Below are 20,165 nucleotides of genomic sequence, written 5' to 3'. Positions count from 1 at the left end.
TCAACCCCCTTCCGGCGCGGTCGCGGAGGCTTCCCCCGGCACGGGTACGTCGTCGCCGAGCAGACCCTCGGCGCGCAGTTCGTCCCACAGGGCAGCGGGTACGGGCCGCCGCCACTGCGCTGCGGCGTCGCGGACCTCGGCGGCGGAACGGGCGCCGACGAGGACGCTCGCCACGGCCGGATGCCCGAAGGGGAAGGCCAGCGCCGCGGCGCGCAGGGGCACCCCGTGCCGTTCGGTGACGGCGCGGATGCGCAGTACGCGGTCCAGTACCTCCCGCGGCGCCTTGGCGTAGTCGTAGGTGGCGTCGGGCTGCGGGTCGGCGAGCAGGCCGGAGTTGAAGACGCCGCCGATGACGACGTCCTTTCCCCGGGCCTCGGCGGCGGGCAGCAGTTCCTTGAGGGCGGGCTGCTCCAGGAGGGTGTAGCGGCCGGCGCACAGGACCGTGTCCACGTCCGTGTCGGTGAGGAACCGGGTCAGCATCGCTGTCTGGTTCATGCCCGCCCCGACGGCCCGTACGACTCCCTCGGCACGCAGGCGCTCCAGGGCGGGGTAGGCCTCGCGGAAGGCTTGCTCCTCGTGGTCGTCGGGGTCGTGGAGCAGGGCCAGGTCGATACGGTCGAGGCCCGTCCGGGCCAGGCTGTCCTCGATGGAGCGGCGCACGCCGTCGGCGCTGAAGTCCCAGACCCGGCGGTGCGTGGCGGGCACGGCGAAGCCGTTGGCGAGGTCATCGCCGCCACCGGTGTGCGGCACGAGGAGGCGGCCCACTTTCGTCGAGAGGGTGTACGCGGCCCTCGGCCTGGTGCGCAGGGCCTGCCCCAGGCGGCGCTCGGACAAGCCGAGGCCGTAGTGCGGTGCGGTGTCGTAGGAGCGGATGCCGGCCTCCCACGCGGCCGCGACCGTCGCGGCGGCGCTCTCCTCGCTCACCGGGGCGTAGAGCCCGCCGAGGGAGGCCGCCCCGAGCCCCAGTGCCGTGACGGGGACGCCGCTGCGACCCAGGGTGCGCCGGGGCAGAGCCGGCCGTCCGGTGGCTGCCTCGTCGGCCGTACCGCCTGTGGTCCCGGTGGTCAGGGACGGGTCGTGTGCCATCACTGCCTCACCGGACGCAGCCGCAGGCCCTGCATGCCGCCGTCCACGGCCAGGGCCGTGCCCGTGACGGAAGCGGCGGCCGGGCCGGCCAGATAGGCGATGGCCGCGGCGACTTCGTCAGCCGTGACCAGTCGGCCCATCGGCTGGCGGGCGTTGAGTGCCGCGCGCTCCGCCTCCGGGTCGGCGGCCTGGTCCAGGAGCCGCGCCACCCATGGGGTGTCCGCCGTGCCGGGGTTGACGCAGTTGACGCGGATGCCCTCGTGCACATGGTCCGCGGCCATGGCCAGGGTCAGGGAGAGCACGGCGCCCTTGCTGGCCGAGTACAGGGCCCGCTGCGGCAGGCCCGCGGTGGCCGCGATGGAGCAGGTGTTGACGATCGAGGCGTGCTGTGACGCGCGCAGATGTGGAAGGGCGGCTCGGGTGGTACGCACCATGCCCAGGACGTTGATGTCGAACACCCGCTGCCACTCGGCGTCGTCGTTGTCCTCGACCGTGCCGACGGCTCCCACGCCGGCGTTGTTGACCAGGATGTCGATGCCTCCCAGGTCCTTCGCCACCTGGCGGATCGTGGCCTGTACGGAGGCATCGTCCGCGACGTCCGCCCGGTAGGCCCACAGCGGTACCTGAGCGGTGTCGGGCTTGAGGTCGAGCACGGCGACCTCGGCACCGCGGGCGGCGAGGAGTCGTGCCGTGGCCAGTCCAAGACCCGAGCCGCCGCCGGTGACGACGGCCTTCAGGCCGTGCAGTTCGCCGCTCACGCGCTCACCGCCCGCTGCGGAGCGGCGTCCGCCGCCCAGAAGGCGCCGTCGGGGTAGCGGTACGTCGCTATCGACTCGGACCGCATCGCGGCCGAGAAGCCGGGGGCCGTGGGGGCGGCGTAGTGCCCGCCCACGACATGAACCGGGTCCTCGAAGTGTTCGTGCAGGTGATCGACGTATTCGATGACCCGGTCCTCGGTGGTCCCGGACAGCGCCACGAAGTCGAACATCGACAGGTGCTGGACGAGCTCGCACAGGCCGACACCGCCCGCGTGCGGGCACACCGGCACTCCGTAATGGGCGGCGAGCAGCAGGATGGCCAGGTTCTCGTTGACGCCGCCGACCCGGGCGGCGTCGATCTGCAGCACGTCGACGGCTCCGGCCTGGAGGAGCTGCTTGAAGACGATGCGGTTCTGGACGTGTTCGCCGGTGGCGACTTTCATCGTGCGCAGGGCCTTGCGTATCTGCGCGTGCCCGAGGATGTCGTCGGGGCTGGTCGGCTCCTCGATCCAGTAGGGGTCGTACGCGGCCAGAATCTCCATCCACTCCACGGCTTCGCTCACTCCCCACCGCTGGTTGGCGTCGACCGCGATGCGGATGTCCGGCCCCACCGCGGCCCGGGCCGCCCGCATCCGCCGGATGTCGTCGGCCTGGTCCGCACCGACCTTCAGCTTGATCTGTGTGAAGCCGTCGGCGACCGCCTGTTTCGCCAGCCGGGTCAGCTTCTCGTCGGAGTAGCCGAGCCAGCCCGGCGAGGTGGTGTAGCCGGGGTAGCCGCGCTCGCGCAGGGTGGCCGCGCGCTCGGCGGCCCCCTTCTTGCCATGCTGCAGCAGTGTGAGCGCCCGGTCCCGGCTGAGCACGTCCGCGATGTACCGGAAGTCGACCTGGTTGACCAGCCACTCGGGCTCGGCGTCGGCGAGGAACTGCCACAGCGGCTTGCGCGCCCGCTTGGCGACCAGGTCCCAGACGGCGTTGACGACCGCGCCGATGGCCATGTGCATCACGCCCTTCTCCGGTCCCAGCCAGCGTAGTTGGCTGTCCGCGATCAGGTCACGGCTCACCGATCCGGGGTCGGTGCACAGTTCGGCGACCACACGGCCGAGCAGCTGGGGACGGAGCGCGTCGATGGCGGCCACCTGGACGTCGTTGCCCCGGCCGATGGTGAAGGTGAAACCGTGACCCTCCAGTTGGTCCTCCGCGTCCGTGCGCAGCACCACATAGGCGGCGGAGTAGTCGGGGTCGGGGTTCATCGCATCCGAGCCGTCGAGCTCACGCGAGGTGGGGAAGCGGATGTCGTACGTATCGACGGCGGTGATCCGGGAACCGGGGGCCGGCTGCTGGGGAACGTCGCTCACTAGGGTGCCTTTCACGCTGCTGCGAAGGTCTGGCGCTGGCTGCCGAGTCCGTCGATGGACAGCTCGACGGTGTCTCCCGCGCGCAAGTAGGGCCGGCCGGGCAGTCCGAGGGCGACACCGGCGGGGGTCCCGGTGTTGATGAGGTCGCCGGGTTCGAGCACCATGTACTGGCTCAGATAGCGGATGATTTCCGCTACGTGGAAGATCATGTCCTTGGTGGAACCGTCCTGGCGGCGCACCCCGTTGACGGACAGCCTCATGCCGAGCGCCTGCGGATCGGCGAGCTCGTCGGGCGTCACCAGCCAGGGCCCGAGGGGGTTGAAGGTCTCGCAGGACTTCCCGAGGTCCCACTGGGGCGAGAGGTCGAGCTGGAACTCCCGCTCGGAAACGTCGTGGCTGACCGCGTACCCGGCGACGCAGGCCAGCGCGGCCTCGTGGCTGTCCAGATAGCGCGCCCTCCAGCCGATCACCACGCCGAGCTCCACCTCCCAGTCCGTGCTCCGGGAGCCGCGCGGGACGAGCACCTGGTCGTAGGGCCCGATGACGGTGCCCGGGTCCTTCATGAAGACGACCGGCCGCTCGGGGATCGCGGCCCCTGTCTCCTCGGCGTGGTCGCGGTAGTTGAGCCCGACGCACACGACCTTTCCGGGGCGGGCGACGGGCGCGCCGGTGCGCAGCCCCGTCGTGTCCAGGGCGGCAAGCTGTCCGGCGTCGAGTGCGGCCCGGGCCCGGGCAAGACCCCCCCGTGCGAAGAAGGGTCCGTTGATGTCGTCCGTGATGCCGGACAGGTCGAGGGTCCGTCCGTCGTCGGCGCGCAGTGCGGGCCGCTCCTCGCCCGGCGCCCCGAGGCGCAGCAGCTTCATCTGGTTCTCTCCTTGCCAGTGATGGGGGTGAGGGGCGTGTCAGTCCTGGGCGCGGCCGGAGGTGATCCGGGCGATCATCAGAGCGGCCAGGATGATTCCGCCGTAGATGGCCTGGATCCAGAAGGACGGCACCTGCGCCAGCGTGAGCAGGTTCTGGACCACGCCGAGCAGCAGCACACCGGTCAGGGCGCCGAACATGGTGCCCTTGCCGCCGTCCAGGCTGATGCCGCCGATCACCGCGGCGGCGAACACCGTGAAGATCATGTTCTGGCCCTGGTTGGCGTTGATGGCGCCGACGTACCCGGTCTGCATCAGACCGCCGAGGGCGGCCAGCACCCCCGCGGTGATGAACACGCCGAGCATGACGCGCTCCACCCGGATGCCCGCGGCACGGGCCGCTGCGGGGTTGCCTCCGATCGCGTACAGCGCCCGCCCGACGCGGTGGTACTTGAGCACGAGACCGGCCACGGCGAAGGCGGCCGCCGCCAGCCAGACGGACAGCGGAATCCCGAGCAGTGTCGAGGTGGCCAGGGTGTAGAAGGCGTCGGGCAGCCCGAAGAGCGTCTTGCCCTCGGTCGTCCCGACCAGCACACCGCGCAGGACGATCAGCATGGCGAGGGTGACGATGAAGGCGTTGAGTTTGAGGTGCACCACCAGGGCACCGTTGAACGCACCGAGCACGGCGCCCACCGCGAGGATCGCCAGGATCGCGAGCCAGACCGGGGCTTCCGTACCGAAGCCGGACTGCGCGGCGGGCAGCACCAGCATCGCGCCGAGCGCCGGGGCGATGCCGACCACCGACTCCAGGGACAGGTCGAACTTGCCGGTGATCAGTACCAGGGACTCGGCGAGCACCACCATGGCGAGGGCCGCCGACGCGCCCAGGATGGAGATCAGGTTCCGTTCGGTGAGGAAGGTGTCGTTGACCACGGCCCCGAGCACCATGAGGAGCAGCAGAGCGGGTACGAGGGCCAGTTCCCGGGCCCGCTTCAGCAGGACCGGCTTCACTTGCTCGGCGGTGGCCCTGCCCTTGGTCACCGGCGGGCCGGCGGCCGGGGTCGCGGGGGCCTTGAGGTCAGCCACGGCTTTCGTCTCCTTCTGCATCCTGTACGCCCTCGATCGACGCGATCAGTTCGTGGTCGTGCCAGCCCGCCGGGTGGGAGGCGACGACCTTCCCGTGGAAGAGCACCAGGACCCGGTCGCAGCGCCTCAGGTCGTCGAGCTCGTCGGAGACGACCAGGACCGCGGTGCCGTCCTCGCGTGCCGTGTCCATCCGGGCGAGGAGTGACTCCTTCGACTTCACGTCGACGCCCGCGGTCGGGTTGATCAGCACCAGGAGGCGCGGGTCCGAGGCGAGTGACCTGGCCATCACGACCTTCTGCGCGTTGCCCCCGGACAGGTCCGACACCGGCTGGTCCGGTCCCTCGGCACGGATGTCGAGGCGGCTGATCAGCTCTTCGGCGCGGTCCCGTTTGACTGCTGCCGGCACCAGGCCGAACCGTCCGAGGCGGTCGAGCACGCTCATGGTGGCGTTGTCGCCGATGGACATGCCTGACACCAGGCCCTGGTCGTGACGGTCCCGCGGCACACACCCGACACCCGCCCGCAGTGCCTTCGGCACGTCGCCGAAAGGGAGGGGCGTGCCGTCGAGCTCCGCGCTGCCGGAGTGCGGCGTGTGCAGGCCCGCGAAGGTTTCGGCCAGCTCGATCTTGCCGCTGGCGCTGCTGCCGGCCAGGCCGACCACCTCTCCTCGCCGGATGTCGAGGTCCACGCTCGTGTACGCCTGCGAGGTGAGTCCGCGCACGTGGAGCCGTACGGGTGCGTCGTCAGCGACCCGCCCGCGCGGTGCTCCGCCCTGCGCGGTGACCGCCTCGCCCGCCATCGCCTCGATCAGGGCGGTGCGCGGCAGCTCGGCGACCGGCGCGGTGGTGATCCAGCGGGCGTCGCGCAGCACGGTGACGGTCTGGCACACCTCGTACACCTCTTGCAGGTGGTGTGAGATGAACAGGAAGGTGACACCGGACTCCTGCAGCGCGCGCATCCGGTCGAAGAGCCGCTCGATCTCGCGGTTGTCGAGCTGGGCGGTCGGCTCGTCGAGGACGATGAACCGGCTGCCGAGGGAGAGCGCGCGGGCGATCTCCACCATCTGCCGGTCCTCGACCTTGAGGTCGGCGGTCGCCGCGCCCGGGTCCACGCGCACGTCCCAGGTCTCCAGGAGCTGTGCGGCTTCCGCGTGCAGCCGGCGCCAGCTGATGAACCCGCTGCGCCCGGTGGGCTGCCGCCCCAGGAAGAGGTTCTCGGCGACGGTCAGGCCGGGGACGACGGTGGGCTTCTGGTAGACGCAGGCCACTTTGGCGCGCCAGGCGTCGCGGTCGGCGAGCGGCGGCGGTGCCTCACCGTCGAAGCGGACCGTCCCGGCGTCGGGGGCCTGCAGTCCGGTGAGGACGGAGACGAGTGTCGACTTGCCCGCGCCGTTGCGGCCGACGAGGGCGTGGGACTCCCCGGCGCGGACGGTCAGGCGGCCGTCCTGGAGGGCGACGGTGGGTCCGTAGCGCTTCACGATGCCGCTGGCCTCGACGAGCGGCACGGTTCCGGTTGCCTCGGTCATTTGACGGTGTTGCCCCACAGCTTGGGGTCGTCCACGTTCTCCTTGGTGACCAGCGGCGCGGGCAGCTGGTCCTCCAGGTTGCCGTTGGGCAGCTTCACGATGGTCGAGCCGTGGTCGGTGGGGCCCGGCTTGAACTTCTGGCCCTTCATCGCGGCCTTGATGTAGTACATGCCGTACTTGGCGTACGCGTCGGCGGGCTGGGAGACGGTGGCGTCGATCTCGCCCTTGCGGATCGCCTCGAACTCCTGCGGGATGCCGTCGTTGGAGATCACCGTGATGTGACCCTCCTGCCCGGCCTTCTTCAGCATCCCCTTGGACTTCAGGGTCTGGAGCGTCGGCGCGAGGTAGACGCCGCCCGCCTGCATGTAGATGCCTTTGAGGTCGGGGTTGGCGTTGAGCAGCGGGGCGAGCTTGGAGGCCGCGGCGTCGGACTCCCACTTCGCCGGGATCTCCAGGACCGTCAGCTTCGGGTACTTGCTCTTGACGCAGGAGCGGAAGGCCTCGGAGCGCTCGCGACCGTTGACCGAGGCGAGGTCGCCCATGATCTGCACGACCTTCCCGGACTTCACGGTCTTGCCCAGGTAGTCGCAGGCCTTCTCGCCGTACGCCTTGTTGTCGGCGCGGACGACCATGGCGACCTTGCCCTTCTCGGGCGCGACGTCGACGGACACCACCGGCACCCCCTTGCGCTCGGCCTGGTCCAGGCCCGCGGAGATCGCCGCGCTGTCCAGCGGAGCCACCACCAGTCCCTTGACACCCTGGTTGAGCTGGTTGTTCACATCGGTGATCTGCTGGGCGGGGTCGCTGTTGGAGTTCACGGTCTTCAGCGCGTCCACGTCCTGAGACGCGGCCATCTTCGGCACGTAGTCGTTGTACGACTGCCAGAACGGCGAGGTCAGCAGGGGAAGGACCACGCCCACCTTGCCCTCACCGCCGCCGTCACCGGACGAAGCGGTGTCCTTGGTGCTGCCACAGGCGGCGAGCGCGAGCGCCGCGCACGCCGCCAGGGCGGCCGCGCGCATCACCCGCGACCGTGAACTCACTGTTGTGCCAAGCATCTGACGGCTCCTCACCTTCGGAGAGCAGGAGGTTGCGGCGGGGGCCTCCCGTGATCCGCATCTCATAGTTATCAGACCACTTGGCCGAGACAACACCCCCAGACCGCCACTTCTTCACAAGAGATCGAGTATTGGTCTGATGACTTCGCTGAGTAGACTGCCGCGACAGACCAGCGGAGAGGGGCACCATGGAGGTCGCGACCCCCGTCAAGGGGACCGTCACACAACGAGCCATCGGGCAGATCAAGGAGATGATCGCGGCGGGCACACTGGAGCCGGGACAGCGGCTGCCCACCGAGCGCAACCTCGCGGAGCGCCTCGGGATCTCCCGAAGCTCGATGCGCGAGGCGGTGCGGGCCCTGACGGTCCTCGGCGTGCTGGAGGCGCGGCACGGCTCAGGCGTGTACGTGACGCAGTTGGAGGTCGGAGACCTCCTGGAGACCTTCGGCCTGGTCGCGGAGGTCTCCCCCAGGGAGCGGCTGGTCGAGCTCCTTGAGGTACGCCGCATCCTGGAGTCCGCCGCCACCGCGCAGGCCGCCGCCCGGATCACCGAGGACCAGCTGGCGGCGGTCGCCGGGCATCTGGCCGTGATGAACGAGGCCACCGAGGCGGAGGAGTTCATCGCCGCCGACATGGCCTTCCACCGCACGATCGCGCGGTCCGCGGGCAACAAGTCGCTCGCCGCGATCATCGATCAGCTCTCCTCCCCGACCTTCCGGACCAGGGTGCGGCGCGGCCACCAGGACGCGGCCGCGCTCGCCCAGGCCCGCGAGGACCACCGGCGGATCTACCACGCCCTCAAGGCGCGGGACCCGGAGGCTGCCCGGACGGCGGCGGCCGCGCATGTGCGCGTGGTGGAGGAGTGGCTTCGTGCGCAACTCGACTGATTCCCCAAGGTAATGGCCGGTCCCTCCGGAGAGGAGGGACCGCCCCTGCTGAAGGACGTGACACCCTTCAGGAACGCGGCGGCAGCCCGTCGTCCCGCGGCGTTACGCATCCGTGACACCCGGGGCCCGCCACCCGCCGGGCGGCCCGGGATCTTGGGCCGCCGTGACGGCCGCTTCCCCCACTTGTGCCTGGAGCTGGTCCGCCCGGTCGACGTCGCCCGGGGCCAGGAAACCGGTGGCAGCGTGCGGAACGAAGCGCGCGACGCGCAGGCGGAGGTTTCGGTGCTTACCGAGATCCGCATGGAGCCGACCGGGGTACTGCGGATGCGGCACCAGGTGGTCAACGATGGCTCCGCGGCCTTCACGCTCCAGTCCGTGTCCTGCCTGCTTCCGGCCTGGGGGCCGGGCGTCGGAGGTGCTCGACTTCACCGGGCGCTGGTCCGGCGAGTGCACCCCGCAGCCGGGGCCCATGCGGCACGGCCTCACGACCCGCGAGTCCCGCCGCGGCCGCACCGGCCACGACGCGACCGGGATGCTCATCGCCGGCGAGCCCGGCTTCGGGTTCGGGCGCGGCGCGGTGTGGGCGGTCCATGCCGGCTGGAGCGGCGACCACGCGCACTACACGGAACGGCTGCCCGAGCACGGCCCGGTCCTCGGCGCCGGGGAACTGCTCGCCGCGGGTGAGGTCCGCCTCACAGGCGGCGAGCCCTATGGGAGTCCATGAATCTACTTCGCCTGGTCCGACGAAGCGCTCGATGGGCTGACCGACCGCCTGCACCGGACGCTGCGCGCCCGGCCGCACCATCCCAGGGCGCCCGGCCGGTGATGCTGAACACCTGGGAGGCGGTGTACTTCGACCATCGGCTCGACCGGCTCGGCGAGTGGACGGTCGACCCGACGGTGTGGCCCGACGGTCTGCACCCGCTGGTCGCCCGCGTCAGGTCGCTGAGCATGCAGGTCGGACTCTGGGTCGAGCCGGAGATGGTGAACCCCGACTCCGACCTCGCCCGCGCCCATCCGGACTGGCTCCTCGCCGCACCGGTCCCAGCAGTGCTTTTCCGGCGGCGCGCGGATCGACTACGGCAACCTGGAGCACGCCGACCGCGTGTGGGCCCAGGCCGTGGTCCTGGAACTGCGGGCCAACTGAGCCGTCCGTCGCCTGATCGCCGGGACGGGTCAGCGCGTGCGGCCCGGGTCACCCGCTGGACGAGAACCGAACCGTCAGGCGGGCGCCACGGGCCGCACGGCAGAGCTGCGTGGGGATCAGCGGAAGGCCTGGAACTCGGCCAGCGACAACGGCCGGTCCGAGCCGACCAGCTGGACGCGCAGGTAGCGGGCGTCACGGTCGACGTTCAGGCTCAGTGAGGTGCTGCCGTTCGGCGAGGTGGCGACGGCCGCTTCTTGGTAGTGACTCCATAGGCCGTCCTGCTTCGCCAGCTCCTTCGGGTCGTTCGAGGTGAAGGGCTTGTCGGAGGCGAACACGTAGAACTTGCGGAGCCGGTCGGAGCAGCAGTCGGTACGGTTCCACAGCTTCACCTTGCCGACGCGCTGGGACGAGCCGAGGTCGACCTGCCACCACGGGTTGTCGTCGATCGGGGTGAGGGAGGTGTGGGTGACGGAACCTCCGGCGAAGTACTCACCGCTGGTGTTGCCGTCCACGGCCCGGTCGGCACCGGACGTGATGCCGAGGGTGCTGGACTGAGTGGCCGGCTTGCCCTGTGCCAGGTTCGGGGCAGAGCGGTCGTCCAGGAGGCCGAGGGTGGCGATGGCCGGGGGCAGCGCGCGGGACGACGTGATCCGCAGCCTGACCTTCTGGGTGGTGACCGGCTCCGGCAGTTGCAGCAGCCGCCGGTATCCGATCGTGGTGGCCTTGCCGGCCTCACGCCACTGCGAACCGTCCCACACGTCCACGGCGAAGCCCGAAACGCGCTGGCCCACCTGGATGTTCTCCTGGAGGTTCACCGTGGTGAAGGTCTTCTTGGAGCCCAGGTCCACGACGAGCGAGCCCGTCCTCCCCGTGGGCTGCCAGGCGGTGGAGTCCTTGCCGTCCAGCACGTTGGCCGGGTCGTTCCCGGGGGTGTTGGCGGTACCCGTGTCGTTGCTCGCGGTGCCCCCGGCAGCGTGGTCGGTCGAGTTGACCGACCTGATCCACTCACCGAACTCGCGCATACGCTTCTCCGCCGCCTCGGGCACCTTCCCCCTGTTGTCCGGAGCGACGTTCAGCAGGAGCTGGCAGTTCTTGCCCACCGAGTTGCGGTACATGTTCTGCAGGGTCTGCAGCGGACTGGGGTGAGCGTTCGGGTCCCAGAACCAGTCCCTGCCCTGGAGCCGGCCGTCGCACTCGGCCGGGTGCCAGGCCAGATAGTCCGCGTCCGTGGTCAGCTTGTCGTCACCGGCGATGTTGTCGGCCTGTTCGCCGTACTTAGAGTGGCGTTCGCCGTCCACATCGGCCGTGCCGGACTGCGGGACCACGCTCCACTCGCTGGCCCGCGTGGTGAAGCCATGCTCATTGCCGACCCAGCGGATGTCCGGACCGCTGAACATGACAGCGGACGGCTGCAGCGTGCGGACCATCTTGAACCAGTCGTTGAAGTTGTACGACTGCGGCTTGTCCGGCCAGGGATTGGCCCCGTCGAACCACAGCTCGTCGAGCTTGCCGTACTTGGTGAGCAGCTCGTAGAGGGTGTTCATGTAGTAGCGGTTGTAGTCGTCGGCCTGGAAGGTGAACTTCGGGCCGCCGCCACCGTTGCTCGGAATCGTCGTGGTCTTCTTCGCGCTGCCGTTGCCGTAACGGCCGCCCGGCTGCGCCTCATGGCCGTCGGCGGGTGACAGATAGAAGCCGACCTTCAGGCCGTACTTGCGTGCCGAGTCGGTGAAGGACTTGACGATGTCGCCTTTGCCACCCATCCAGCTGCTCTTCGCGATCCCGTAGTCCGAGTAGGCCGAGGGGAACAAGAGCATGCCGTCGTGGTGCTTGGCGGTGAGGATGACCTTTTTGAAGCCCGCGCTCTTGAATGTGCGCGCCCACTGGTCGGTGTCCAGCTCCTTCGGCTGGAGGATGTTCGGGTCTTCGGTGCCTTCCCCCCACTCCTTCCCGGTGAACGTGTTCGGGCCGAAGTGGACAAAACCCGTCAGCTCCTCCCGCTGCCAGGCGAGCTGTCTCGCCGTCGGCGTCACCTTCGCCGCCTTCTCAAGGATCTGCGCCTGTGTGTCCGAGTCGTTGATCGTGACTATGGGGTTCTCCCCCTCCGCGGCCGCCGATCGGGGGGCCCTTTCCTCTCCGGCTGCCGGTCCTGCGGCGACGACACCGCCGCCCGCCACGGCGAGCGCGACGAGGGCGAGGGTCGCGGACCGCCACGCCCTCCGGCGGGGCGGCGGCGTATCGGTCGATCGTCTGGACATGTGTCACGGCTCCCTAGTTGCGTCAGGGCAGGACTGAGCTCGGCGACGACAGCCGGGATGAACACGGGGTAGGGGCAGGGCGCCGACCTGTTGGTCCGGCGCCGCGCGGGGGCGCCCCGCCCACCGTTGCCCGAAGCGGAGCACGGTCGCGGCGCCCAGTCCTGCGTTGGTGTACGAGAGCGTGCAACACATCAGACCTCTAGACAAGACATCGCACAGATGTCTCCAAAATGCGCACCGGAAACGGCAGATTCATCGGATCTGTCCGCCGCACGGTGCGCCTACCGGTCAGCGGCACACCACGGGTGGCTACCGCCCAGGGCATCGCGGTACAGGTAGCAGCTGGACCCGCTGTCGGCGCGCCGGCGCTCGGTGAAACGTCACTGACGGCTGCCGTGTCGGTCAGCGTGTTGGGGGTGGCGGTTCGGCGGCTCAGGGGCAGGCTGCCGACGTCGACGGCCGCGGTGGCGCCGCCAGAGTTCAGGCGCTTGCTTCGCAGGTCGCGGTCGGCCAGGCGCTGTCCGTGCAGATACCAGTCACCTTGAGGGGCGCGGCATGGCGGCCGACGGGCTGGGCGAGGGAGACGCGCGCGGTGTGGGTCGGGCGGTTGAGACCGGTGACGTAGTAGCCGCCGCCCTGGTACGCGCCCACCGTGCCACCGTCGGGCGAGTTCTGGCCGAGCCAGCGGTACCACTTGGTCCGGCCGCCGCGCAACTGCGCGGCGGTCAGGTTGGAGATGTTGGGCCGCCCGGGCTCGGGGCCGCGGTAGCGCTCGTACCCGGGGCCGTTGGTAAAAGTATTCATCAGCCAGTTCGCCCAGCGAGTGCCCCGTCTCGTGGATGGCGACCTGGGCGCACTGGGCGTGACCGGCCGACGCGGTGGCTATCCCCTCATAGCCCAGACGCGGGCTGGGCGTGTTGTAGCCTGCGCCGCCATACATGCGGCATTTGGCGAGCACGATCATGAGGTCGGCTTCGGAGGCCTTGGCCGCGGTGCGGAACCGGCCGAGTTCGCCGCTGGTATGGCCGTCACCGATGATGACGACGTCGAGGCGGTCGGCCGTAGAGCTGTTATCGACGATCTTGATCACGTTACCGTCGAGGCTCGGCCTGGCTCCGGACGTGGTGGGGGCCGTCCGGTCAGGCAAGTCCCGCGAGCCGTAGCAGCAGGGACTTCACCTCGGTGGCCGCGACGCGGCCGGAGACGGCATGGGGGGTGGAGCACAGGATGAGTGGGCCTTCGCCGGGGTGGGTGGGAAGGCGGCCGTGGCTGCCGCGGATAGGTGAGGGGTCGAGAGGCACGACGGCCATGCGGTAGCGCAGGCCGAGCTTCTTGCGGGCCAGGGCGCCCGCGGCCTTGAGCCGCACATAGGGGTCCTGGGGGTCCATGAACAGCTCGACCGGGTCGTAGCCGGGTTTGCGGTGGATCTCGACGAGCTGTGCGAAGTCGGGCGCGCGGGCGTCATCGAGCCAGTAGTAGTACGTGAACCAGGCATCCGGCTCGGCCACCGCGACGAGTTCGCCGGAGCGCGGGTGGTCCAGGTGGTGGGCCTTTTTGCCCTCGTCCTCGAGGAGGTGGTCGAGGCCGGGCAGGCCTTCGAGGGCGGATCGGGTGGTGGGGAGGTCTTCGGGGCGGCGGACGTAGACGTGGGCGATCTGGTGGTCGGCGACGGCGAAGGCGCGTGAGGCCATCGGGTCGAGGTATTCCATGCCGTCCTGGGTGTGGACTTCCAGCAGCCCGGCGCGGCGCAGGGCGCGGTTGATGTCGACGGGGCGGCTGACTGGGGTGATGCCGTACTCGGACAGGGCGACCACGGTACGGCCCTGGGCCTGGGCGTCGGCGAGGAGGGGGGCGAGGGCGGTGTCCAGGTCGGCGGCGGCCTGGTGGGCGCGGGGGTCGTCGGGGCCGAAGCGCTGGAGGTCGTAGTCGAGGTGGGGGAGGTAGCACAGGGCGAGGTCGGGTTCGCGGGTGGTGAGGATATGGCGGGTGGCGTCGATGATCCATTGGCTGGAGACGAGGTCCGCGCCCGGGCCCCAAAAGTGGAACAGGGGGAAGGTGCCGAGTCTGGCGGTGAGTTCGTCGTGCAGCTCGACCGGCCGGGTGTAGCAGTCGGGTTCCTTGCGGCCGTCGGCGTAGTAGACGGGGCGGGGGGTGACGGTGATGTCGGTGTCGGCGCCCATGGCGTACCACCAGCAGATGTTGGCGACCGTGTAGGCGGGGTGGGCACGGCGGGCGGCGTCCCAGAGCTTGTCGCCGGCGACAAGGCCGTTGTGCTGGCGCCACAGCAGGACCTCGCCGAGGTCGCGGAAGTACCAGCCGTTGCCGACGATGCCGTGTTCGGCGGGCGGGGTGCCGGTCAAAAACGTCGACTGAGCGGTGCAGGTGACCGCGGGCAGCACGGTGTCCAGGGCCGCCTGGGAGCCCTGCGCGCCGAGGGCGGCCAGGCGTGACATGTGGTCGAGCAACTGAGGGGTGAGGCCGACGACGTCCAGGACAAGCAGCGGGGTGGGTTTCCGGGCGACGGGTGGGGTCATGGCAGTTCCTTCAAGCCGAGGTCCGTCAGGAGGTCACGGGCGAGCGTGAGTTCGGCGGCGATGCCGTCGGCGAGCTGATGGCGGGCGCGCGGGCGCAGCTCGGGCGGGAGGGCCTGCCAGGTGTAGGTCTCGACTTCGAGGTGGTGAGTGCGCGGGTGCGGTCCGCCGACGAGTCGGGCGAGTGTGTCCTTGAGGACGGGGAGGGTGGAGGTGAGCGGGGGTGCGGGCATCGCGTGCAGCGGCACGTGGAAGTGGGAGCGCCAGGGGGACGTATCGGGCAGCACGTCACGGGTGAGGGCCTCGCCGAGGTCGTCAGTGCTGTGCAGGCCGGTAGCGGTCATCACCCGGGTCTGGTGCAGGAAGCGGGGTTCGTCGAACGCGGCCAGAGCCGCGCGCACATCCGAAAGGTGGGGTCGTTCGGCATGCAGAGCGGCGGAGAGCTGGGACTTGACGACGGGGATGCCGGCGGCGGCGAGGGCATCGAGCGCGGTCGCCGGGTCCTCGAAGGAAGTGGCGAGATGACAGGTGTCCAGGCAGAGGCCGATACGGGGATGAGCAATCTCCCCAAGAGGAGCCAGAGCGTCGTCGGTGGTCTCGATGACACATCCCGGCTCGGGCTCCAGGCCGATGCGGATCGAACGGCCCGTGACTTCCGCGAGCGTGTCCAGTCGCCGCCCCAGGACCATGAGCGCGGAGCAAGCCAGTGCCGCCTGCGCGGCGTCCCAGCTGTCGCGCCACGCCAGCGGCAGCGTGGAGATGGCTCCCTCGCTCACGTCGTCCGGCAGGAGGGTGGCGAGGAGCCAAGCGAGGTCGATGGTGTGGGCGAGGCGTTCCGGGTCGGCCCAGTCGGGCTTGTAGACGCGGTACTTGACTTCGCCCGTGCCGAAGCCCTCATACGGGAAGCCGTTGAGGGTGACCACTTCCAGGCCGCACGAGTCCAGTTCGGTACGCAGGCTTCGCCGTGCGGTCGGGTCGGCGGTCAACGCCCTGGCGGCGTCCTTGGCCAGCCACAGGCCGATGCCGATCCGGTCCCGGCCGAGGCGTCTGCGGACGGGTTCGCAGTGGTCGCGGAGCTGGGCGAGGACGCCGTCGAGGGTCTCGGCCGGATGGACGTTGGTGCAGTAGGCAAGGTGGACGGTGGAGCCGTCGGGGTGGCGAAAGCGCATGGCTCACTCCCCGCCGCGCAGGATGGAGTTTCCCTCATGCGTGGCCGCGTCCAATGCCTGGACGTCCAGGGCGAGGCGGCCGCTGAGCCCGTAGAAGGCGACCGGGTTGCGCCACAGGACGCGGTCGACGTCGTCCTCGGTGAAGCCTGCCGCCAGCATCGCGTCGCCGACCCTGCGGGTCTTGAGCGGGTCACTTCTGCCCCAGTCAGCAGCCGAATTGACCAGCACCTTCTCAGGCCCGTACTCCTTCAAGACGGCGACCATCCGGTCCTCGTCCATCTTGGTATCGGGATACACGGAGAAGCCCAGCCAGCAGCCCGCGTCCTTCGCTTTCTTCACGGTGGTCTCGTTGAGGTGGTCGACCAGAACCCGGTCGAGCGGCAGAGCAGACTCCCTCACCACGTCCAGGGTGCGGCGCAGACCCGCCAGTTTGTCGCGGTGCGGGGTGTGCACGAGTGCGGGCAGCTCGTGCCCGGCGGCCAGCTCCAACTGCGCCGCCAAGGCCCCGTCCTCGGCCGGTGTCATGGAGTCGTAGCCGATCTCCCCCACGGCGACGACGTTGTCCTTCACCAGGTACCGGGGCAGCAGGCCCAGGACGGGGATGCAGCGCGGATCGTTCGCCTCCTTGGGGTTGAGCGCGAGCGTGCAGTGATGGGCGATGCCGTACTGGGCGGCGCGGAACGGCTCCCAGCCGAGGAGGGAGTCGAAGTAGTCGACGAAGGAAGCAGGCGAGGTGCGCGGCTGCCCCAGCCAGAAAGCGGGCTCGACCACAGCCCGCACACCGGCGGCATACATCGCCTCGTAGTCGTCGGTGGTACGGGATGTCATATGGATATGGGGATCGAAAATACGCATCAGGACTCCTGGGTGGCGAGGTTCAGGACACGGTGGAGGTCTTCAGGCACGGGGCGGCCCGCCGCGCCGCGCTCGGCTGCGTAGTCGGTGAGCATCCGGGCCAGCTCACGGTCCCCCTTGGCACGACGCTCAAGACCGGCCACCGCGTCCAGGGGCACGCCGGTGAACAGGCACTTGAGGACCGCGTGCCGCCAGGCGTGGTCCTCCAAGTGCTCGGCGGCGGGTCCGACGGCGGCGGCGACGAGGCGGGTGTCGTTGGTGCGCAGGGCGTCCTCGACCAGGGGGAGCACGTCGGTGGGGTTGAGGTACGGAAGGTGGGGCAGGACGCGGAGGACGGCCCGGCGTTCGGCGGCGGTGCCGTGCGCGTAGAGCTGGGCGAGGGTGGTCGCCCCGGGGCGGACCGCGTGCAGCAGGAGGACTCGGGCGTCGTCCTCGGCGCCCCGGCAGTGTCGGCCCGCCTCGGCGAACCGCTTCTCCCAGACGGGCGGGGAGCCGTCGGGCCCCCGAGGCGCGGTGGCGGCTTCGAACACGGTGCGGGCGAGCCAAGCTCGGGTCGAGTCGTCAAGGTCTGTCCACCGGATGGTCAGGTCGTCGGTCATATGTGTGCTCCTGCCACGCGGTCACGCAGAAAGCGGAGGGATTTCTCGGCGAGGTGCGGCCCCGCGTGCGAGTGGCGGGGCAACTCCACGGTGATCAACCCCTCGTAACCGTTGCGGGTGAGTTCGGACAGGGCGTCGAGCACGGGCGGGAAGGAGATCTCTCCCTCGCCGAACGGCAGGTGTTCGTGGACACCGCGGCGCATGTCCTCGATCTGGACGTGCCGCACCCACGGCGCGGACGCGTGGACGCACTCGGCGGGGGGAGCCGGTTCCAGGCACTGGCAGTGGCCGATGTCCAGGGTCAGGCCCAGTGCTTCGGGGCCGCCGAGCAGGTGGCGGAGGTGGTGGAAGTCGGCGAGGGTGGCGAGGAGATGGCCGGGCTCAGGTTCCAGGGCGAGCGGAACACCCACTCCCGTGGCGGCGTCGAGGACAGGGGCCAGCTCGTGGGCCAGGTGCTGCCATGCCGTGTCCGGATCGACGCCCTCAGGGAGACTGCCGCTGACACAGTGCACCGCGTGCGCGCCCAGGTCGGCGGCCACTTGTACGGCGCGCACCAGCATGCGGCCCCGCGCCGCGCGGCCGTCCGGGTCCGCGTCGACGAGCGAGGGACCATGCTTGCGGCGCGGGTCGAGCACATACCGGGCACCGGTTTCGATGGTCACCGTCAGGTCCAGGGAGCCCAGGACGCGGGACAGGCGGCTGGTGCGGGAGGCCAGGTCCGCTGCCATGGGGTCGAGGTGCATGTGGTCGAGCGTCAGGCCGACACCGTCGTATCCCAGGTCGGCGAGGAGGCGGAGCGCGTCGTCGAGTCGCAGGTCGGTGAGGCCGTTGGTGCCGTAGGCGAAGCGCAGGGTCATGTCAGGTTCACCTTTTGGGAGAGGCGGCGTGCTACCGGCGCCAGCGCGAGCAGCGCGCCGCCGACCACAGGAGCGCCGGCACGCGCGGCGAGCGCGGCCTGGAGGGGGATCATGGAGCGGATGCCACCGCCGACCGCCCGTTGGGTGAGGGGCGGGGAAGGGTTGAGGGCGGCGTGCAGGAAGGGGCGGGCCGCGGCGGCGACGTAAGCGGCGGCGAAGGACGGCATCATGAGACCGCGGGCCAGGCGGCTTTCACGGGTGGCGCCGGACACCGAGGCCCGCGCGGCCACCCCTCCGCCTGCGCCCGTGCCGTCGAGCCCGGGCGAACGCTTCGTCACCAGAGCCGTTCCGATGGCCGCACTCGCGGCCAGAGCGGCGAGCGGAGCGCGGCTGGACCCGCCCGTCGTCTCGTTCCGGGAGACACATGTGACCGCGTACGTGTGCGCGGCCAGCGCCGCCGATGAGATGAACACGGCGGGCCGCAGCGGCCTTCTCCCTGACGCCACCGCGCCGAGCAGCAGGTCGAGGCCCCGGGCCAGGCCCATCGCCGCCGGACCCGCGCTGGTGTGCTTCAGCTTCAGGTCGTACGCCCACACCGTGGCGGCCAGCGCTCCCGCGACGGCGGCGGTCGTCCGCCCCGCCGCTGCGGCCAGCGCGAGGCCCGCCCCGGTCAGTGCGACCGCCGCCGCCATGGCCGCGGCGGGTCGTATGCGTCCCGAGGGGAGGGGCCGGTCCGGGCGTTCCCGCGCGTCCTCGTCCTGGTCCGCCCAGTCGTTCAGGACCATGCCTGCCTCGTAGAGGCAGAGGGAGCACCCCATCGCGCGCAGAGTGCGTGCGTCGGCTCGCGCGCCTGCTGCGGCCGCCCCGGCGAGTGCGTCTCCGGGAACCGTGAAGAGCGCCGAGACCCGAAGCAGCTGTGCCCAGTCCCGCAGCGAGCTCACGCGTCGCCCTCCCGCAGTCGCCCCGCGAGGCCCAGCAGCGCCAGGTGCTGCTCGGCGAGCGAGGCGTACGCCCCCGGGTCCGGATCCTTGAAGAAGAAGCCCAGCTCCGGGACCGGTCCGGTGATCCCGATTTCGTGGGCCCGGGCGAGCAGTCGCGCCAGGTCGAGCACGAGGGGCGCGGCCAGGGCCGAGTCGCACCCCTGCCACGTGGTCTGGAGCACCATCCGCGCACCGAGGAACCCCTCGAAGGCGATGTGGTCCCAGGCAGTCTTCCACTCCCCCATCGACGGCACGTCGTCGATGTGCACCTGGCCCTCGGGGGCGGTGCCGAGCGTGTCGGCGAGCACGCGCTCCTTGCCCGCGTTCTTGGCGGCGGCCGCGGCCGGGTCGGCGAGGGCCGCGCCGTCACCGCCTCCCAGGAGGTTCGTGCCGGACCAGGACCGCACGGCGAGCGCCCGCTGCGCGAACATCGGTCCGAGCACGGACCGCAGCAGCGTCTGCCCGGTCTTCCCGTCCCGCCCGGCGACCGGCACCTTGTACGCCCCGGAGAGCGCCGGGTGGTGCAGTCCGGTGGACGGGGTGAAGTTCACGTAAGCGGCGCCCGCCCACAGCGCCGCGGCCGCGTACAGCGAGCTCGCGGGCATTCCCGTGTCGTCGGCACGCGGTGCGGGCTCGGTGGAGGCGACGTTGACCACCACGCACCGTGCGAGCCGGTTGTCCGTTTGGAAGGCGACGATGTCCTCCGCGAACCTGCTGACCAGCTCGTGGCCGTCGCGCAGGTCGCCGGCCACCGCGCCTCCGGGCCGGATCGCGGCCTCCGCCGCGGCGAGTTCCTCCTGTACCGCCGCGAGGACGTCGTACGGCAGGACTCCCTGCGCGGCCAGTTGCTCGGCCCGCTTCGGCAGCGGGCAGGACACCACGTCGTGCCCGCCGAAGACGAGCGCCCCAAGGGGAGGCAGCCCGCAGTCCTGGAAGGGAGGGGTGAGGGTGACCATGCCGACCGGCGGCCGCAGGCCGTTCGCGACGGCGGCGCAGCCTGCCACCACGGTGGTCGCGACCGATCCGCGGGCCCCGATCAGCCAGATTCCCGTACGTGCCGATGTGGGAGGTGTCATGGCGCGTGCCTCTCTGCCGTACTCGTGCGTGTGGTGAATGGTCGGCCCGTGCCGGGGGCGTCAGAGCGGCGGCCCCGGCAC

Annotated in this window: 19 protein-coding genes and 1 pseudogene; 3 read left to right on the top strand and 17 right to left on the bottom strand. The window is 70.7% G+C overall.

Features of this window, described 5'->3' with window-relative positions; genetic code table 11:
• From IH45_RS0109130 to IH45_RS0109100, 7 genes are all read right to left on the bottom strand, one after another.
• Window positions 1-1,011 (bottom strand): aldo/keto reductase, encoded by a 1,011-nt coding sequence (locus IH45_RS0109130; RefSeq protein ID WP_030664208.1) that lies wholly within the window; start codon window positions 1,009-1,011, stop codon window positions 1-3.
• 74 nt (window positions 1,012-1,085) lie between these two features.
• Window positions 1,086-1,844 carry an SDR family NAD(P)-dependent oxidoreductase gene (locus IH45_RS0109125; RefSeq protein WP_030664205.1) on the bottom strand — a complete coding sequence of 253 codons (759 nt, stop codon included), beginning with the start codon at window positions 1,842-1,844 and terminating at the stop codon, window positions 1,086-1,088.
• Window positions 1,841-3,199, bottom strand: coding sequence for an enolase C-terminal domain-like protein (locus tag IH45_RS0109120; RefSeq protein WP_030664202.1), 1,359 nt, complete (start codon window positions 3,197-3,199; stop codon window positions 1,841-1,843). The genes IH45_RS0109125 and IH45_RS0109120 overlap by 4 nt, the downstream gene beginning before the upstream one ends.
• A gap of 11 nt (window positions 3,200-3,210) precedes the next feature.
• The gene (locus IH45_RS0109115) at window positions 3,211-4,062 is read right to left on the bottom strand and encodes a fumarylacetoacetate hydrolase family protein (protein WP_030664199.1); all 852 of its coding nucleotides are present in this window, start codon (window positions 4,060-4,062) and stop codon (window positions 3,211-3,213) included.
• Between the two features lie 39 nt (window positions 4,063-4,101).
• Window positions 4,102-5,145, bottom strand: coding sequence for an ABC transporter permease (locus IH45_RS0109110; protein WP_030664196.1), 1,044 nt, complete (start codon window positions 5,143-5,145; stop codon window positions 4,102-4,104).
• Window positions 5,138-6,670 (bottom strand): sugar ABC transporter ATP-binding protein, encoded by a 1,533-nt coding sequence (locus tag IH45_RS0109105; RefSeq protein WP_030664193.1) that lies wholly within the window; start codon window positions 6,668-6,670, stop codon window positions 5,138-5,140. Before IH45_RS0109105 ends, IH45_RS0109110 begins: the two co-directional genes overlap by 8 nt.
• Window positions 6,667-7,728, bottom strand: coding sequence for a sugar ABC transporter substrate-binding protein (locus IH45_RS0109100; RefSeq protein ID WP_030664189.1), 1,062 nt, complete (start codon window positions 7,726-7,728; stop codon window positions 6,667-6,669). Before IH45_RS0109100 ends, IH45_RS0109105 begins: the two co-directional genes overlap by 4 nt.
• A 188-nt stretch (window positions 7,729-7,916) precedes the next feature.
• Here IH45_RS0109100 and IH45_RS0109095 point away from each other — a divergent pair, with 188 nt between their 5' ends.
• The 3 genes from IH45_RS0109095 (at window position 7,917) to IH45_RS1000000149760 (ending at window position 9,980) form a co-directional block, all read left to right on the top strand.
• On the top strand, window positions 7,917-8,615 hold the full coding sequence (locus tag IH45_RS0109095; RefSeq protein WP_030664186.1) for a FadR/GntR family transcriptional regulator: 699 nt from the start codon (window positions 7,917-7,919) through the stop codon (window positions 8,613-8,615).
• A 415-nt stretch (window positions 8,616-9,030) separates the two neighbouring features.
• Window positions 9,031-9,339 (top strand): glycoside hydrolase family 36 N-terminal domain-containing protein, encoded by a 309-nt coding sequence (locus tag IH45_RS1000000149765; RefSeq protein WP_030664183.1) that lies wholly within the window; start codon window positions 9,031-9,033, stop codon window positions 9,337-9,339.
• The gene (locus tag IH45_RS1000000149760; RefSeq protein ID WP_324607927.1) at window positions 9,336-9,980 is read left to right on the top strand and encodes an alpha-galactosidase; all 645 of its coding nucleotides are present in this window, start codon (window positions 9,336-9,338) and stop codon (window positions 9,978-9,980) included. Before IH45_RS1000000149765 ends, IH45_RS1000000149760 begins: the two co-directional genes overlap by 4 nt.
• Here IH45_RS1000000149760 and IH45_RS1000000145125 read toward each other — a convergent pair.
• The 10 genes and pseudogenes from IH45_RS1000000145125 to IH45_RS0109045 form a co-directional block, all read right to left on the bottom strand.
• Window positions 9,879-12,017, bottom strand: a complete 2,139-nt coding sequence (locus IH45_RS1000000145125; RefSeq protein WP_050514674.1) for an alpha-L-fucosidase — start codon at window positions 12,015-12,017, stop codon at window positions 9,879-9,881. The genes IH45_RS1000000149760 and IH45_RS1000000145125 overlap by 102 nt on opposite strands.
• A gap of 480 nt (window positions 12,018-12,497) precedes the next feature.
• Window positions 12,498-12,821, bottom strand: coding sequence for a hypothetical protein (locus IH45_RS1000000149755; protein WP_050514673.1), 324 nt, complete (start codon window positions 12,819-12,821; stop codon window positions 12,498-12,500).
• Window positions 12,822-12,867: 46 nt separating this feature from the next.
• Window positions 12,868-12,957: pseudogene (locus tag IH45_RS1000000149750) on the bottom strand (hypothetical protein); the annotation flags it as partial.
• A gap of 199 nt (window positions 12,958-13,156) precedes the next feature.
• Window positions 13,157-14,551: a nucleotide pyrophosphatase/phosphodiesterase family protein gene (locus IH45_RS0109075; RefSeq protein WP_030664177.1), complete on the bottom strand. Its 1,395-nt coding sequence runs from the start codon at window positions 14,549-14,551 to the stop codon at window positions 13,157-13,159.
• Entirely contained in the window at window positions 14,548-15,717 is a 1,170-nt protein-coding gene (eboE, locus tag IH45_RS0109070) for a metabolite traffic protein EboE (protein WP_030664172.1), read from the bottom strand. The genes IH45_RS0109075 and eboE overlap by 4 nt, the downstream gene beginning before the upstream one ends.
• A gap of 3 nt (window positions 15,718-15,720) precedes the next feature.
• Window positions 15,721-16,572 (bottom strand): TatD family hydrolase, encoded by an 852-nt coding sequence (locus IH45_RS0109065; RefSeq protein ID WP_030664169.1) that lies wholly within the window; start codon window positions 16,570-16,572, stop codon window positions 15,721-15,723.
• On the bottom strand, window positions 16,572-17,171 hold the full coding sequence (locus IH45_RS0109060; protein WP_030664165.1) for an EboA domain-containing protein: 600 nt from the start codon (window positions 17,169-17,171) through the stop codon (window positions 16,572-16,574). The genes IH45_RS0109065 and IH45_RS0109060 overlap by 1 nt, the downstream gene beginning before the upstream one ends.
• The gene (locus IH45_RS0109055; RefSeq protein WP_030664162.1) at window positions 17,168-18,028 is read right to left on the bottom strand and encodes a sugar phosphate isomerase/epimerase family protein; all 861 of its coding nucleotides are present in this window, start codon (window positions 18,026-18,028) and stop codon (window positions 17,168-17,170) included. Before IH45_RS0109055 ends, IH45_RS0109060 begins: the two co-directional genes overlap by 4 nt.
• Window positions 18,025-18,969 carry an SCO3242 family prenyltransferase gene (locus IH45_RS0109050; protein WP_030664159.1) on the bottom strand — a complete coding sequence of 315 codons (945 nt, stop codon included), beginning with the start codon at window positions 18,967-18,969 and terminating at the stop codon, window positions 18,025-18,027. The genes IH45_RS0109055 and IH45_RS0109050 overlap by 4 nt, the downstream gene beginning before the upstream one ends.
• On the bottom strand, window positions 18,966-20,084 hold the full coding sequence (locus IH45_RS0109045; RefSeq protein WP_030664156.1) for an inositol-3-phosphate synthase: 1,119 nt from the start codon (window positions 20,082-20,084) through the stop codon (window positions 18,966-18,968). Before IH45_RS0109045 ends, IH45_RS0109050 begins: the two co-directional genes overlap by 4 nt.
• Window positions 20,085-20,165: the final 81 nt, after the last annotated feature.

The organism is Streptomyces rimosus subsp. rimosus, assembly GCF_000720725.1.
Lineage (GTDB): Bacteria > Actinomycetota > Actinomycetes > Streptomycetales > Streptomycetaceae > Streptomyces > Streptomyces rimosus_A.
The sequence above is the reverse complement of the archived record's forward strand: the minus strand, read 5'-3'. Positions and strand labels throughout refer to the sequence as shown.

What these genes read in the sequence shown, in the direction of transcription:
- IH45_RS0109115 (WP_030664199.1), bottom strand. Translation starts at nt 4,062, where the DNA reads ATGAAGCTGCTGCGCCTCGGGGCGCCGGGCGAGGAGCGGCCCGCACTG.
- IH45_RS0109105 (WP_030664193.1), bottom strand. Translation starts at nt 6,670, where the DNA reads ATGACCGAGGCAACCGGAACCGTGCCGCTCGTCGAGGCCAGCGGCATC.
- IH45_RS0109100 (WP_030664189.1), bottom strand. Translation starts at nt 7,728, where the DNA reads ATGCTTGGCACAACAGTGAGTTCACGGTCGCGGGTGATGCGCGCGGCC.
- IH45_RS0109095 (WP_030664186.1), top strand. Translation starts at nt 7,917, where the DNA reads ATGGAGGTCGCGACCCCCGTCAAGGGGACCGTCACACAACGAGCCATC.
- IH45_RS1000000149760 (WP_324607927.1), top strand. Translation starts at nt 9,336, where the DNA reads ATGAATCTACTTCGCCTGGTCCGACGAAGCGCTCGATGGGCTGACCGA.
- IH45_RS1000000145125 (WP_050514674.1), bottom strand. Translation starts at nt 12,017, where the DNA reads ATGTCCAGACGATCGACCGATACGCCGCCGCCCCGCCGGAGGGCGTGG.
- IH45_RS1000000149755 (WP_050514673.1), bottom strand. Translation starts at nt 12,821, where the DNA reads ATGAATACTTTTACCAACGGCCCCGGGTACGAGCGCTACCGCGGCCCC.
- IH45_RS0109075 (WP_030664177.1), bottom strand. Translation starts at nt 14,551, where the DNA reads ATGACCCCACCCGTCGCCCGGAAACCCACCCCGCTGCTTGTCCTGGAC.
- eboE (WP_030664172.1), bottom strand. Translation starts at nt 15,717, where the DNA reads ATGCGCTTTCGCCACCCCGACGGCTCCACCGTCCACCTTGCCTACTGC.
- IH45_RS0109065 (WP_030664169.1), bottom strand. Translation starts at nt 16,572, where the DNA reads ATGCGTATTTTCGATCCCCATATCCATATGACATCCCGTACCACCGAC.
- IH45_RS0109060 (WP_030664165.1), bottom strand. Translation starts at nt 17,171, where the DNA reads ATGACCGACGACCTGACCATCCGGTGGACAGACCTTGACGACTCGACC.
- IH45_RS0109055 (WP_030664162.1), bottom strand. Translation starts at nt 18,028, where the DNA reads ATGACCCTGCGCTTCGCCTACGGCACCAACGGCCTCACCGACCTGCGA.
- IH45_RS0109045 (WP_030664156.1), bottom strand. Translation starts at nt 20,084, where the DNA reads ATGACACCTCCCACATCGGCACGTACGGGAATCTGGCTGATCGGGGCC.